This window comes from Brevibacillus sp. RS1.1 (genome assembly GCF_013284365.1).
Classification (GTDB): Bacteria; Bacillota; Bacilli; order Brevibacillales; family Brevibacillaceae; genus Brevibacillus; species Brevibacillus brevis_D.
On the sequence record NZ_JABSVA010000003.1, the window covers coordinates 220,283 to 235,099 of the forward strand.

11 protein-coding genes are annotated in these 14,817 nt (G+C 47.0%); 6 read left to right on the top strand and 5 right to left on the bottom strand.

Annotated elements, in window-relative coordinates; translation table 11 throughout:
• Window positions 1-2: 2 nt before the first annotated feature.
• Window positions 3-1,262, bottom strand: coding sequence for an ATP-binding protein (locus HP570_RS11425; RefSeq protein ID WP_173626142.1), 1,260 nt, complete (start codon window positions 1,260-1,262; stop codon window positions 3-5).
• A 264-nt stretch (window positions 1,263-1,526) separates the two neighbouring features.
• On the opposite strand from HP570_RS11425, the gene HP570_RS11430 reads away from it, so the two are divergent.
• Both HP570_RS11430 and HP570_RS11435 read left to right on the top strand, forming a co-directional pair.
• The gene (locus HP570_RS11430) at window positions 1,527-2,504 is read left to right on the top strand and encodes a glutaminase (RefSeq protein WP_015891036.1); all 978 of its coding nucleotides are present in this window, start codon (window positions 1,527-1,529) and stop codon (window positions 2,502-2,504) included.
• A 43-nt stretch (window positions 2,505-2,547) separates the two neighbouring features.
• On the top strand, window positions 2,548-3,960 hold the full coding sequence (locus HP570_RS11435) for an alanine/glycine:cation symporter family protein (RefSeq protein ID WP_064199568.1): 1,413 nt from the start codon (window positions 2,548-2,550) through the stop codon (window positions 3,958-3,960).
• A 54-nt stretch (window positions 3,961-4,014) separates the two neighbouring features.
• Here the strand turns inward: HP570_RS11435 and HP570_RS11440 are convergent, their stop codons facing one another.
• Together HP570_RS11440 and HP570_RS11445 are read right to left on the bottom strand one after the other, a co-directional pair.
• Window positions 4,015-6,600 carry a metallophosphoesterase gene (locus tag HP570_RS11440; RefSeq protein WP_173625843.1) on the bottom strand — a complete coding sequence of 862 codons (2,586 nt, stop codon included), beginning with the start codon at window positions 6,598-6,600 and terminating at the stop codon, window positions 4,015-4,017.
• A gap of 2 nt (window positions 6,601-6,602) precedes the next feature.
• Window positions 6,603-7,868: a class I SAM-dependent methyltransferase gene (locus tag HP570_RS11445; protein ID WP_173625844.1), complete on the bottom strand. Its 1,266-nt coding sequence runs from the start codon at window positions 7,866-7,868 to the stop codon at window positions 6,603-6,605.
• Window positions 7,869-8,047: 179 nt separating this feature from the next.
• Between HP570_RS11445 and HP570_RS11450 the strand changes: the two genes are divergently transcribed.
• Window positions 8,048-8,752 (top strand): MerR family transcriptional regulator, encoded by a 705-nt coding sequence (locus tag HP570_RS11450; RefSeq protein WP_173625845.1) that lies wholly within the window; start codon window positions 8,048-8,050, stop codon window positions 8,750-8,752.
• Here HP570_RS11450 and HP570_RS11455 read toward each other — a convergent pair whose 3' ends face one another.
• Together HP570_RS11455 and gnd are read right to left on the bottom strand one after the other, a co-directional pair.
• Entirely contained in the window at window positions 8,753-9,538 is a 786-nt protein-coding gene (locus HP570_RS11455) for an enoyl-CoA hydratase/isomerase family protein (protein ID WP_173625846.1), read from the bottom strand. It abuts the gene before it with no gap.
• Window positions 9,539-9,720: 182 nt separating this feature from the next.
• Window positions 9,721-10,617, bottom strand: a complete 897-nt coding sequence (gene gnd / locus HP570_RS11460; protein WP_064199572.1) for a phosphogluconate dehydrogenase (NAD(+)-dependent, decarboxylating) — start codon at window positions 10,615-10,617, stop codon at window positions 9,721-9,723.
• 171 nt (window positions 10,618-10,788) lie between these two features.
• On the opposite strand from gnd, the gene HP570_RS11465 reads away from it, so the two are divergent.
• The 3 genes from HP570_RS11465 (at window position 10,789) to HP570_RS11475 (ending at window position 14,746) form a co-directional block, all read left to right on the top strand.
• A complete protein-coding gene (locus tag HP570_RS11465; RefSeq protein WP_173625847.1) occupies window positions 10,789-11,655 on the top strand; it encodes a MurR/RpiR family transcriptional regulator in 867 nt (288 codons plus the stop codon).
• A gap of 195 nt (window positions 11,656-11,850) precedes the next feature.
• Entirely contained in the window at window positions 11,851-13,392 is a 1,542-nt protein-coding gene (gntK, locus tag HP570_RS11470; protein ID WP_041749414.1) for a gluconokinase, read from the top strand.
• Between the two features lie 25 nt (window positions 13,393-13,417).
• Entirely contained in the window at window positions 13,418-14,746 is a 1,329-nt protein-coding gene (locus HP570_RS11475) for a GntP family permease (protein ID WP_173625848.1), read from the top strand.
• Window positions 14,747-14,817 lie beyond the last annotated feature (71 nt).

The window sequence follows — 14,817 nt, forward strand, 5'->3', positions numbered from 1 at the left end:
TCTCACTCTTTCTTCGTTATCGGATCAATTGGTAATCGCATGAGAAATGTTGTCCCCTTCCCATTCACTCCATCCTGTAGGGAGATTTCCCCTTGCCATTGTTCCACCAATTGTTGTACATAAGACAGTCCGATCCCTGTAGAGGGGTTGCCGGTTCGATCGTATTTCGTCGTAAAGCCTGGCTTGAACAGCAAGCCCTTTCTCCGTGGAGGTACTCCCGGTCCGTCATCGTTGATTTTGATTTCCACAAGATCGCCTATCCGATCAATTTCAATGGAAATGGCTCCTGTTTGCTGGATGGCTTCCACTGCATTTGCCACCAGATTATTGATCAGGGAAAGCATCATAAATACATGGTAGAGCGGGTGTGTCCCCGATATGGAAGCTGTGATTTGTATGTCCTTCTCCAACAAAGTTGCATACTTCATATTGCTTCGTCTGATAATGTCCACGAGCTGATGGATGTCCATGTAATCCGTGATGCTTTCATCCGATATCAGCTTGTGCAGCCCAGCGAAAATGCGTTGATTATCCTTTTTAATCTCGTGAACCTCGCCTGCGACAACCAATGCTTTCTTGGCAAAGCCTTCTACATTCGTGGCCACCTGTTCCTTATGAAGCTCCTGCAAGCCTTGGTACAACTCGAAAGACTTCATACTAATACTCTCTGCATTTTGCAGTGTTTTTTTCAGATGAATGGATTCCTCATATAAGGTAGAAATCAGCATCAGGATGTGTTCGTTCTGTTTTCTGGTCTGTTGCTCTCGCGACTGTGCCTCGTACAGCTTCATCATGTTGAGAAAACTAATCACGATAAAGCTGTGGGACAGCGCAATCACGAGCATTTCTTGCACCGCTCCCCATGTGAGGACGTTATTCAGCAGGACATGTTGCGAGAGAAACTCAATGAGGTCAGCCAATACCTCAATGACCATTCCCATTAATCCAACCAATATCGTCCTGTTGTGAATATGGCGTACTCCTGTTAGATAAAACAGAACACAATAAGCGAAATAAAAGAAAAAGCTAGAATAATGCGCTTGGAGAGAATCCTCCCATGCTGAATGATTCCCGGCGATGAGGTCAATCACAATCCGGAAGCATACGACCGTAATCCCCGTCAAAAAGCCGGCGAAAACAGATGGAATTCGTTGAAACAGTAATAAAAAGAAGAAAAAGGTAGGAGCTCCAAAGCTAATTCGAAATGTCTCATTGACGGGATAAAATTTCAACTCCCCTGCCAATGGCACCGTAATAAGCATGAGGACCAATATATACCAATCCCGTTTTACTTGTGTCTGAACACGCACGCCTTTCACTTCCCACGTTGTTTCTTGATGCCCCTATCTATTTTTACCGAGGATCGCATGTAGGACAAGTAAAAAAAAATCTGAAACTCTCATGAATCAATCTGTGAGTTTTTGTTTTATTTTGTAGGGTGGTTGTAAAGTGATCATTATATGTATTTTCGTGAAGCATGGAAGCGCTTTCTCTTTCACTTCGCGTAAGAGCAATGTATTCGATTTTTGGGGGGACAGGCGTTGATTCAGCAGGTTTTACTCGTGGATGAATTAGAACAATGGGTGGAACAATATCGTTCCAAGGCATCTGAAGGAAGATGTGCCAGTTATATCCCTGCTTTGTACAGAACAGATCCGAATCAGTTAGGTATTTGTATCATCGAGCCTACTGGAAAAATGCACACCGCGGGTGACTGGGAAGCTCCTTTTACGATGCAAAGTATTTCCAAAGTAATCAGCTTTATTGCTGTTTGCTGCTACCATGGCATCCCTTACGTGTTGGATCGGGTAGATGTAGAACCGACTGGTGATGCATTCAACTCCATTATCCGACTGGAAATGAACAAGCCAGGTAAGCCTTTTAATCCGATGATCAATGCGGGAGCGATTACGACATCTTCACTCCTCCCTGGTCAAACACCGGATCATAAGTTGCGTTACTTGAATGCATTTTTCAGTAAAATCACAGGTGTGACGCCAATGGTGAACGAGGAAGTGTTTCTTTCCGAATGGGAAAACTCTCACAGAAACAGGGCACTCGCCCATTATTTAAAGGATACGGGCTATCTGGCCTGCGAAGTAGAAGAGGCTTTGGAGGTTTATCTAACGCAATGCTCGATTGAAGTAACCACCGAGCAAATCGCCTTGATCGGTCTCCTGTTGGCACTCGACGGCTTCCATCCGCTGCGCAACGAACAAGTTCTCCCGAAAGATGTCGTCCGTTTAGCCAAAGCACTGATGCTCACTTGCGGCATGTACGATGCATCGGGCAAATTCGCCGCGAATGTTGGCTTGCCAGCAAAAAGTGGCGTCTCAGGCGGAATCATGACGTTGGTTCCTCCTAACCGCAAACAACATTCACCGTTTCAAGATGGCTGTGGAATCGGTATTTTTGGACCTTCCATTGACGGTTGCGGAAACAGTGTGGCGGGCGTTTCTTTATTAAAACATATTGCTCAGGAATGGGATGTAACGATTTTTTAGAGAATACTAAGGAAACATTCATAACAAAATCCGAGGTGACACGATGCAACAATTTCTACTCGACGTAACAGCTTCCATAAACGATTTTTTGTGGTCCTATATTATCATTGTCATGCTAATCGCGTTAGGCTTGTTCTTTACCTTCCGGGGCAAATTTTTGCAAGTACGCATGTTGCCGGAAATGATCCGTTCCATCAAAGAAGGAAGAGCGAAAGACGATGGTGGCATCTCCCCTTTTCAAGCTTTCGCTATTAGTATGGCCGCACGTGTCGGCACAGGGAACATTACGGGAATTGCCATTGCCATTGCATTAGGTGGTCCTGGCGCCGTATTCTGGATGTGGGTCATTGCCATTATCGGTTCTGCTTCCAGTTTTGTTGAGAGTACGCTCGCTCAGATTTATAAAATAAAGGATAAGAACGGTTTTCGTGGCGGTCCGGCTTATTACATGGAAAAAGGGCTGAACAAACGTTGGATGGGTGCCCTGTTTGCTGTCCTGATCACCCTATCGTTTGGTCTCGTATTTAATGCCGTGCAATCCAACACGATCACGATTGCTTTTGAAAATTCGTTTGGGACAGATCGTTTGATAATAGGTATCCTCATGACGATCGCATTCGCAGCTATCATTTTCGGTGGTGTAAAACGCATTGCGAAAATGTCTGAGTACATCGTCATTGTATTGGCTGTATTGTACATCGGGATGGCACTCTTCATTGTGATCATGAACATCTCCGAGATGCCTGCAATGATCGCGTTGATTGTGAAAAACGCGTTCGGCTTCGAACAAATCGCAGGCGGTTCTCTCGGTGCAGCGCTCATGCACGGTATCAAGCGAGGATTGTTCTCGAACGAAGCTGGTATGGGTAGTGCGCCGAATGCTGCGGCAACGGCAACGACAAGCCATCCAGTGAAGCAAGGTCTGATTCAAGCATTCGGTGTTCTATTCGATACCCTCGTGATCTGTACAAGCACAGCTTTCATCATTTTGCTGTCCGGCGCGTACACACAACAAGGACTGAGTGGCATTGAGCTGTCCCAAGCAGCACTGAGCATTCATATCGGTTCTTGGGCTTCTGGCTTCCTTGCCATTATGGTATTCCTGTTCGCCTTCAGTACATTGATCGGTAACTACTATTACGGCGAGACTAACATCGAGTTTTTAAAGACAAGCAAAGCATGGCTGATGCTATATCGGTTAAGTGTACTCGCCATGGTGCTGTTCGGATCAGTAGCAAAGGTACAGCTCGTATGGGATTTGGCCGATTTGTTCATGGGCTTAATGGTCATTGTCAACCTGATTGCGATCGCCATGTTGTCAAAAGTCGCCTATGCTGCACTACATGATTATTTAGAACAGAAAAAAGCAGGAAAAAATCCTGTGTTCTACAAGGACAGTATTGAAGGCGTCGATAATATTGAAGCCTGGGATGCTGCTCCATCCTCCAACAAATAGTTCTGCAAACCAAAAACGAGAAGCTTGCTCAGACAGCAGCTTCTCGTTTTTCATTTACAATCGCGGATCGATCTCCTTTTCCTTCGCCACTTCAAAGAGCATCGTTGCGACTACTTTTTGATACTCCGTATTTTCTGGAGAAATGTCGTCAAATGTAAAACCAAGCATCCGCTCACCCAGCTTGTGCTCCTGCATCGAAGTCTTGAGCTTTTGCGAAATGTTTTTCTGATTGAAAAGCTTGCGGTACTTGTGTGGGAATCGGTAGTCGTAGCCATAAATAATCGACAAGTACTCTGGATTGCGTACCTTCATGGCAGGAACGACCTTCTGATTGTTGAACTCTGGCTTGATCACGATGCCTTCCATTTTGTTTTCCAGTGTAATCGTGGAAAAATAACGAGCTGCTTCTTCATACGCATTCGGCTCGGACAAATCGATCGTGAGGAAATGATCGTCATTGACGAAACGATACATATCGGACGTTTTCCAGTCGGGCAATTGCTCGTCCCCATTCAAATAGACAGTCTTTAGAATCGTAAAAGGCTTGTAGGCCAGCTCCCCTTCTCCTGCATAGAGCTCCAACTGTTTTTGGTAAATGTGATAGGCCTCCAAATGCTTATCTACAGGAATGTAGCTCTCTTTGATTTCTCGCACATACTTATAGTTTTGATACAAGCTCGAACCAAATTTTTCCGTGAGTGCACTCTTGGATAGGTGGAACTGGTCTTTTTCAAAACCGCTCTCGTCATAATTGTGAATAAGTTGGTGCAGCGCCTCTTCAAAGCCATTTTCCTGCAAAAATGCAAATTCACTCCGCAACGCAGATTCGATCGGTTTGAACTGCTTTTCGATCAAGCCCTTCCCTATTGAACTCCACGGCAACAATTCGCCATCCAGGATGAGCATCGCGATTTCATTTTGCTCCATGTATGCGCGGAACCTTGCATGCAGCTTGTCATAAATCGGTGTCAAATCAACCTGATGGATGGCATAACCGTTTCTGCTGATTGCAAAGCATTTGTCGCGATCAAGATGGAGATAGAGATTGCAGCGCGAGCCCATGTATTTCGGCTGCAACACGACTTGATGAACGCCTCGATTCGCGAAATAATCCAGCCCCGCCTTCAACGACTCCAATTCCTGTGTCGCCGTATCCTTATCCGCCGGAGGCATCGTTCCAGAAATAAAATTGACCTTATTTTGCGAGCAGTAACGGAGGCGACGGAGTTCCTCCTCTTCCAAGTCTCCCATGGAAACTTGTTTTTCTGCATGGAACAAGATCGGTAGCTCCTCAGTCATCACCCGATGCTCAGACTGAAACGATTTGAAAAACGGCTTGTGTGCGATCACGACTGACGTTAAAGCATTTCCGTGCACACATCCGGTATCGAGATGGAGCTTGTTTTTCAGGCGAAAGGTTTTTTGTGCCGCGATATGCCCAAAAATATGGTACGGATGGTTACTGACCGCTTCAACTGTCAAAAAAGCGAGCTGCTCTTCCAATGATGCTGTTCGGTCTATCCGATAATTGCGTTGGCGTCGCATCGAATTCGCATCAAGCTTTCCGATATATTTCCTTCTGCAGGGTGCATGTGTGACGTAATAGGACGGCCCAGTTAATGCGTTCGATCGATAAAACGGCTGAGCCAGCGTATACAGGTGATTGAACTTCTCTGTTAATTCGGCGTCTTTTTCCAAAACGTGTGTGGAATCAAAATAAGTATCCAGTAGCTGTGGATCTACCCCTTTTAGTTCCTTTCGTAGGTACTTGTAGACAAAATTTTCGTGGTTCCCGAGAACGAACAAGAAATGCTCTTGGTTCGTGTATAGAAACTCGATGATCTCCCTCGTTTGCGCTCCTTTGTCGATCCAGTCCCCTGCTACGATGATTTTGGTATGCTGCACCTTGTCCGTCGAGATGAGGCGATTGTCCTCGAGCTTGAATCCGTAGGTTTGCAGGAGACCTTTTAGTTCGTGGACGCATTCGTGAATGTCTCCGATGATGATATATGTTTGATCTTTGGGAAGGATCGTAGCCAGATAGGCATCCTTATTTTCGATCACGACCTCATAACGCGGATTTGCCACCTCATCTGCCAGTGTGTAAAAATCTTTGTGCCGTATCCGGTGAATGTTGTGGTACCCTTCTTTGGATAATGCCCGGAGAACCTCTTGCTTCAACCGGAGAATATGGTTGGTAATCAGTTTTTTCGACCGTTCGGATGCATAGTAATCTTCTCGATTGCGATAATCAAAGAGGATCACCTCCAAGCGGTAATTGTTCTCTGCTGCAATGTCACGGACTTTCGAGCGGAAGTCTTCTGCTAGACCTGTTGTATCGACAACCACGAATTCGGCGTTGATCGGAAACGAGGTCACCAAGCGCAGCTTTTCATACAGGAGCTGAAACGCCTGCTCGCTGGCCTCCAGCATCACCTGATCATACTTGTCGTAATCATAGCCCAGCAGTTCCTGGCGAATGCTGTCTGAGGAAATGTATTGGACATTTGCTTTTACGTTTTTTTGTTCATCTTCAAACGAAAGCCTCGGCATGAGTACTTCCTTGGCAAAAGTCGTTTTCCCGCATTCGGTGGGACCGACAAGCATAAAAATCGTGTGAACCTGTGTCTGTAACAGCATCGTTACGCCCCCTTTCTCTGGACAATGACGCCTTGTGTGGTGTGGATGTCGTTCACGCCGTCACCAATGGACACAAATTGCCCCTGCACCCCGGCTTCTTCCATGATCTCGGTCATCCATGCCTGGAACTCTTCTTGTCCCATTTCCCATTTATGATCGTCGTGGCGATAGCCTTCCAGCTCATAGAACTGATTAAAATCTGAATTGGGTGTTGTAATGATAAGATGGTCAAAATCCAATCGTCTGCAGATTTGCTGGATGAGAGCTCTCGCTTCCTCTTTGCTCATATGCTCAATGACCTCAGTCATAATGACATCTACCTGTTCACCGTTGTAATCCTGTAAAAACTGATCGAGCGAGGGGAACAAAATGAGATTCGAGATTTCTTTTTCCTCGGCCCTGCGTCTGACTAATTCCAGCGACTGTTCATCGATATCGATGGCATAGTAATACTGCGGTAGCTTGGTAGCGAACGGGATCGCATAAAAGCCTTCTCCGCAACCGATATCTACAATGGATTTGGTAAAAGGAAGCTTACTCGCGATGTAGTTTCTTCTCTGCAAACCGGTGCTGCCATACTCCAATTGAATGGGATAGCGGCTCGTCTTCTCAATCTCGGTCTTGTACTTGCGATAGCGCTCTCTGGTTGTCAGGAAGTTGCGTGCGAACAGGCTACGTATGTAAAAAGGTGCGTCGATGACATGGATGCTTTTGATGTATTTATCCAGGATGTTATCGGATATATCGATGTACTCTTTTCCAAACATACTCAAGAATAGACAGAGCACACTTACGACGTGGAGAAGCTGATGCAGACTCGTTCTCGTTGTGATAGTCAGAGCGTAGCTTTTATCGGCGTGATGCTTGAGTTCAAAGGTGAAGTCCTTCAGGTGCTTCTCAAAAAAAGTCAGATACAGCAAGCGTTCGATGTGAATCATGTTGATGAAAAAAACATGCTCATACCCTTCTGCATCTTGCTCGTTGTGTTGCTTCATCGCTGCAGAAAAAAATTCATTGATCGCATTTAACGGGAACAAGGGTGTATTGTAGCGGGAGACATTCAAATATTCAAAATGCTCTTGTTCGGATTGTTTGTAGGAAACCTCATTTTCTGCATCTTTAAAGTAAACGTTGTATGTATCCGTATTGGAAAACCATCCGTAAGCGATGCCTTTTCGAATGGATCGTAAACTCATTCCGGAATTCGGATTTTTCTTGATCATGTACGAAAAATCCGGGTTCTCTGATCGTAGCTGAACAATGGCCATACGTTGTCTCACCTCTGGAAATGAAGAATGAATATCTATTGACAATTTTCACCTTTCCATCCCGTGCTGAACAGGGTATAAGTATTACGACCTTCCAAAAATGGTCGGAACATTTGCTTCGAATTGCTGTTCTTGGTATGGTGAAATCCGCGATAACAAACCAGCGGGAGGTGCGTCAGATGCCTTATTACAAGCCGATTGAGATCGCTCGCGAGCTACATATTAGCACGAGTGCTTTGCGTCATTATGAATCATGGGGAGTCGTTCCTGCTCCTGATCGTGCAGACAATGGTTATCGACTGTATACTGAGATCCATCTTGCCTATTTTCGTTGCCTGCGCGCCATGTTCCCCGGCTTCGGAGTCGCTATCACCTGTGAAGTCCTTCGATCGATTCAAAAAGCGGATATGGATGCTGCCTTTTGGCTCGTGAATAAAGAACAGGCCAATCTCCAACAAGAGAAGGTCGCCGCAGACCAAACACTCGAACTTTTGGAAAATCTCGACGTCTCCTTGCCCATAAACAAAAAGTGGCGAAACCGCATGACGATTGGTGAAGTCGCTGCATACACAGGAGTCACCACGTCTGCGATTCGCCATTGGGAAAAAGAAGGCTTGCTCGTACTGCCACGAGATCCTGAGAATGGCTACCGCCAATTCACTCCCACGGATATACGGAAGATTTTGCTTATCCGCACCTTGCGCAATACCGTGTATTTTTTAACGAACATGAAAGAAATCGTACAAGCCGTCGAAAATCAAAGTATGGAGCAGGCCAAAAAAGTGACGGCAGATGCGATCAAAAGCATTCATGATCGCAATCGCCATCAGATGTTCGGGGTTAGGCGGTTGGTTGAATTATGTGAAGTACTGGAGCTCGTGTGATTATCTTCCTGAAAAACGCGGTGGTGTCTTGTCTAAGAATGCTTTGGTTCCTTCCCGAAAGTCTTCGGTGGATGCCACGAGTCCGAAGTAATCTGCGCCCAGAAGTGCGGACTCCTCTACTGTCAGGTTACTTCCTCGATGTATCGCATCCCACGTTAGTTTCACTGCCAGCGGAGACTGAGACAAAATTTCTTGGAGAAGCTCCTCTGTTTCTGTCAGTAGCCGCTCACGCGAAACGACCCGATTTACCAGTCCTATGCGGTGTGCTTCATCCGCATCTATCGCTGCTCCTGTAAGAAGCAACTCCGCGGCACGACCTTTTCCTATTAGCCTAGGAAGTCTGGTTGTTCCACCAAAGCCCGCCACTGCTCCAATTCGTACCTCTGGATGGCCCATTTTGGCATGTTGAACCGCAATACGCAGCGTGCACGATTCAGCGATTTCAAGGCCCCCGCCTAGCGCATAGCCGTTAATCGCAGCAACGACTACTTTTCCCAACGATTCGATTTGACTGGTCACCGAAACGGCCAACTGAGCAAACTCCCTTACTTCCATCGGTGTCGCCTGATGCAGGTACGAGATGTCGGCTCCGGCCGAAAATGCTTTTTCTCCCGTCCCTGTAAGGATGACCGCTTTCACACTGGTATCGTTTTTGATCCGGTCCAAGATGGTCGAGAGCTGATTAAGCACATCTCTGTTCAAAGCATTCAATGCCTCTGGTCTGTTTAGCGTCAGGGTCACGATTCCTTTCTCATTTTTGAATAAAACAACCTCTTCAACGCTCATCTTTCCATCCTCCCATCGTTCTAGAAGCTACAGAATAATCAAGCATTTTTCGACCTGACAAACTTCTGGGTGATACACTCATACTTTGCTTTCCAAATGAAAATTCCTTCTTCTTCCATATACAAAAAAAGGATGACCCCGGAGCTTCAACCACCGAAGCACCATTACGGTCATCCCCTTTCTTATTTCTTTTCTACAGCATGTCCGCCAAATTCATTGCGCAAGGCTGCGACCACTTTTCCGTGGAATGTATCCTCGTCCAACGAACGGTAACGCATCAGCAAGGACATCGCAATCACGGGTGTAGCTGCCTGTAAATCCAGCGCAGTTTCCAGCGTCCATTTTCCTTCCCCGGAAGAATGCATGACCCCACGGATTTCATCAAGCTTGGCGTCTTTTCGAAAAGCTCGCTCTGTCAAGTCCATCAGCCAGCCTCGAATGACGGAACCATTTGCCCATACGCGTGCGACCTCGGCAAAATCGAAGTTATACTGGCTTTTCGCAAGCACCTCAAAGCCTTCACCAATCGCCTGCATCATGCCGTATTCGATTCCGTTATGAATCATTTTCAAGAAGTGGCCGCTGCCCGCTTCCCCAGCATACAAATATCCGTTTTCGACGTTAATGTCGCGAATCATTGGCTCGATATGAGTGAATGCTTCCCGATCTCCACCAATCATCATGCATGCTCCGTGGCGCGCTCCCTCCATACCTCCGCTCGTTCCTGCATCCATGAAGTGAATACCTTTCTCTTTCAAGCGTGCATAGCGATCTAGCGATTGCTTGTAATGGGAGTTGCCACCGTCAATGACGATATCTCCTGCAGATAGCAAGGTAGAGAGCTGATCGACTAATTGATCCACAATCTCTCCTGCCGGAACCATCAGCCATACTACGCGAGGTGTCGGCAGCTTTGCCACGGCATCCTCCACCGAAAATGCTGGAATCGCGCCTTCATGACTCAATTCTTCTGCACGCGTAGAATCTACATCATAGGCTACAACCTCATGCTGATGCGAGAGCAAATTAAGCGTGAGATTGTACCCCATTTTTCCTAATCCGAGGATCGCAAGTTTCATATCGTGTACGTCACTCCTTTTTGGATCATATCCGTTACCACGTATTATAAGACAAAAATTTTCATCTTTCATCAAAAATGAAGAAAATTTTTTCGAACCTATGAAAAGGAGTCTGATTTTCCTTATACTATCAGTACAGATTCACAATGGAACGTTAGGAGGTACCTATTGATGAACGCTTCCACCCCGCATGCTCCTCGTGTGCTCACGCAATTACGCGCCATCTATACACAATTAAGCGGGAAAGAACAACAGATCGCCGACTATATTTTGGAGCATGCCAGTGAAATTATTCACTTCTCGATCACGGAGCTAGCCGATCAATGCCAGTGTGCAGATGCTACCGTATTTCGTCTGTGTCGCAGGCTTGGATTTCGTGGCTACCAAGCATTCAAAATCGCCTTGGCGAGTGAAGTCACGAATCCGAAGCAAACGATTCACCAAGAAATCAACCTCGACGACGATGAAGTCAGTGCGATTGCTGAAAAAATTTTCACAGCAAATATCGAGACGATTCGGGATACGCAGCAAATTATCAATAAAGATGAGTTAATGAAAATCGTCTCCTGTTTGGAAAACGCAAGCCGGATCGAGTTTTATGGCTCGGGAGGCTCAGCCGTCATCGCGCAGGATGCGTACCACAAATTTATGAGGACAGGCATTCCTTGTCTCTATCATTCTGATGCACACTATCAAGTGATGTCCGCCTCGCTGCTTACCAAAGGTGCTGTCGTTGTAGGCATTTCCCATTCTGGGTCCAATAAAGATATTTTGGCAGCCCTTCAGGTTGCCAAGGAAGCCGGAGCAAAAACAATCGGCATCACGAGCTATGGAAAATCTCCTCTTGTGCGCCTGGCAGACATGTGCTTGTACACGACTTCACGCGAAACGGTATTTCGTACAGAAGCCCTATCGTCCAGGCTTGCTCAGCTCAGCTTAATTGATCTGCTTTATGTAGCCGTATCCTTACGGCGCCAGGATGATACGATCGCCAATATCCAGCACATTCGCGAAGCTATTTCACTCAAACGCCTGTAAATCAGGCGTTTTTTCTTTTGCTTGCCTACTCTTGCAACTTGCAGAAGGAAAATGCAAATCATACAAGCAACGTGTAAAGTGTTCAATTATGAAATAATTTTTTTCTTTATGCTTAACAAATGAAAAAAATTTCGATATAATCGCGTTATCTCCATGACAACATGTTGAAAGCGTATTCAATTAGGGGTGATTTCTATGACGCAAACCTACTTTATCGGGCTTGATATCGGTACGACCAGTACCAAAGCAATTGTTTTCACTCCTTCCGGTGCCATCCGCGGTACGGGTAATATCGATTATCAGCTACTCGTTCCCCAGCCGTCTTGGGCTGAGCAAGAGCCGGAGACGATTTTTGCTGCTGTCATTCAGGCATTGAAGCAAGCACTGGAGCATGCAGGCATTGCTAAAAGCGAGATCGGTGGTATTGGCTTCTCTACTGCCATGCACAGTTTGATCGCTGTCGATCCGAGTGGCAATCCCCTGACGAATAGCATTATCTGGGCTGATAATCGGAGCGTGGCACAGGCAGATCGACTAAAAGCCGACGGTGTCGGTCATCAGATTTACTTAGCGACGGGCACGCCCATCCATCCCATGTCTCCACTGCCCAAAATCATGTGGCTACGAGAGAACTTGCCAGATACGTTTCGGCGGGCAGCCAAGTTTATTTCGATCAAAGAGTATGTCATTTATCGGCTTTTTGGTGAGTACATCGTCGATTACTCCATTGCTTCTGCTACGGGGCTGTTTAATCTGAGAAAGCTCGACTGGGATGAGGAGGCACTGCGAGTCGCAGGCATTTCCAAGCAACATCTCAGTGAACCTGTACCAACTACTCATATCCTGCGAGGAATGAAGATCCGTTATGCGGAAGAGATCGGGATCGATCCAGATACACCTTTCGTTGTCGGTGCGAGCGATGGGGTTTTGGCAAACCTCGGCATTGGAGCTATTGACCCCGGACAAGTAGCCATCACGATTGGCACGAGTGGCGCAGTAAGAACGGTTGTTCCAGAGCCGATCACGGATCCAAAAGGACGGACTTTCTGCTACGTGCTGACGGAAAACCATTGGGTGATAGGTGGACCCTCGAACAACGGTGGGATCATGCTTCGCTGGTTCCGTGACGAATTCAGTTGGCCTGAAGTGGAAAAAGCGAAACAGCTCGGCGTTGATCCCTACGATGTCATGATCCAAGCTGCTGAGCATGTTCGAGCTGGTGCAGACGGGTTGCTCTTTCTCCCCTTTTTGTCGGGCGAACGAGCTCCGTACTGGAACGCACAAGCAAGAGGCTCCTTCTTCGGTATCGGCCTGCATCATAAGCGCGAGCATTTTATCCGAGCTGTTCTCGAAGGAATCTTGTTTAGCGTCTACAGCATTGGTATCGCCCTGCGCGATCTGGCAGGTGGAGCCAAGGAAATCCGAGCATCGGGTGGTTTCGCCCGCTCGCGGGAATGGCGGCAGATAATGTCCGATATGTTCGGGTATGAAGTGCTGATTCCGGAGAGTCATGAAAGCTCGAGCTTTGGTGCCGCTCTTCTAGCGATGCATGCATTGGGAGCGATGGATCATTTGCAAGATGTGAAAAAAATGATTCATATTTCGCATCGCCATGAGCCTGATTTAGAACGATCTAGTGTCTATTTGGAGCTTTTCTATATATACGAGCGTGTTTATTACAACCTGCTGGAAGAGTACAAGCTGATAGCCGAATTCCAAAAGCGGTTGAACAACTAGAGACAACAACTAGGGAGGGTTCATCATGCCACTCGTCATTACACTGCTGTCCATCGTCTTCCTGCTCGTTCTGATTACCCGCTTTAAACTGAACCCCTTTATCGCACTTTTATTGGCCGCAGGTTTTGTGGGAATCGCATCCGGTATGCCGCTTGTAAAGGTTGTGGACTCCATCAAGGATGGGATGGGTGGCACTCTCGGTTTTATCGCGATCGTGCTAGCCTTGGGAACTATGCTTGGCAAAATGATGGCCGAATCTGGCGGTGCCGAGCGCATTGCCCGTACGCTCATCAACCGCTTCGGTGAGAAAAACGTACACTGGGCCATGATGTTCGTGGCGTTTATCGTAGGGGTTCCGGTATTTTTCCAGGTTGGTTTTGTACTCTTGATTCCGCTCGTGTTTACGATTGCCAGACAAACAGGGGTCTCCCTTGTCAAAATCGGAATTCCGCTCGTAGCCGGCCTTTCCATCGTTCACGGGATTGTACCGCCTCACCCTGCTGCTATGGCCGCTGTCGATCTGTTCCAAGCAGATGTCGGTAAAACGATTCTGCTCTCCCTCATTGTCGCACTGCCTTCCGCGATCATTGCAGGACCGATCTACGGTAGCTGGATTAGCAAACGAGTCAAGGCCAGCATCTCTCCAGAGCTCGCTTCCCAGTTGGCGGAGCCAAAATCCGAGCGTGATTTGCCTAGCTTTGGGATCACCGTCTTCACCGTCTTGCTCCCTGTGCTGTTGATGTTGTCTGCAACGGTTGCGGATGTGACTCTGCCAAAAGAACATACGATTCGCCAATGGGCAGATTTTATCGGAAGCCCGATTACGTCTCTGTTGATTGCCGTGATTGTTTCCTTCTGGACACTCGGGTTCAACCGTGGTTTTACCAAAGACGATATTCTCAAATTCACAAATGATTGCTTGGCTCCAACCGCGACAATCTTGCTCGTCATCGGCGCAGGTGGCGCATTTAACAAAGTTCTACTGAACAGCGGTGTGGGTGACTATATTGCCGAGCTTGCTACGGCATCTGCGATCTCCCCTATTTTCCTGGGCTGGCTGATCGCGGCCCTGATCCGTGTGGCAACTGGCTCTGCGACCGTCTCCATGATGACGGCAGCTGGTATCGTAGGTCCTATCGCGCTGCAAATCCCTGGAACAAGCCCGGAGCTTTTGGTACTGGCAACAGGTTCTGGCTCCCTGATCCTGTCTCACGTAAATGATTCCGGCTTCTGGCTGATCAAGGAATACTTCAATATGTCTGTGCAAGATACACTGAAAACGTGGACAGTGATGGAGACCATTCTTTCTGTTGTGGCAATTATTTTGATCATGGGACTGTCCTATATCGTGTAACACAAAATGAAAAACAGGTCTTTCCATCCATATCACTGGAGGTAAGACCTGTTTTTTCTCTGGCTGGGTAA

Excerpts from the sequence above, each read along its gene's own strand:
- HP570_RS11425 (WP_173626142.1), bottom strand. The coding sequence starts at position 1,262 with ATGCTTATTACGGTGCCATTGGCAGGGGAGTTGAAATTTTATCCCGTC.
- HP570_RS11435 (WP_064199568.1), top strand. The coding sequence starts at position 2,548 with ATGCAACAATTTCTACTCGACGTAACAGCTTCCATAAACGATTTTTTG.
- HP570_RS11440 (WP_173625843.1), bottom strand. The coding sequence starts at position 6,600 with ATGCTGTTACAGACACAGGTTCACACGATTTTTATGCTTGTCGGTCCC.
- HP570_RS11445 (WP_173625844.1), bottom strand. The coding sequence starts at position 7,868 with ATGGCCATTGTTCAGCTACGATCAGAGAACCCGGATTTTTCGTACATG.
- HP570_RS11450 (WP_173625845.1), top strand. The coding sequence starts at position 8,048 with ATGCCTTATTACAAGCCGATTGAGATCGCTCGCGAGCTACATATTAGC.
- HP570_RS11455 (WP_173625846.1), bottom strand. The coding sequence starts at position 9,538 with ATGAGCGTTGAAGAGGTTGTTTTATTCAAAAATGAGAAAGGAATCGTG.
- gnd (WP_064199572.1), bottom strand. The coding sequence starts at position 10,617 with ATGAAACTTGCGATCCTCGGATTAGGAAAAATGGGGTACAATCTCACG.
- HP570_RS11465 (WP_173625847.1), top strand. The coding sequence starts at position 10,789 with ATGAACGCTTCCACCCCGCATGCTCCTCGTGTGCTCACGCAATTACGC.
- gntK (WP_041749414.1), top strand. The coding sequence starts at position 11,851 with ATGACGCAAACCTACTTTATCGGGCTTGATATCGGTACGACCAGTACC.
- HP570_RS11475 (WP_173625848.1), top strand. The coding sequence starts at position 13,418 with ATGCCACTCGTCATTACACTGCTGTCCATCGTCTTCCTGCTCGTTCTG.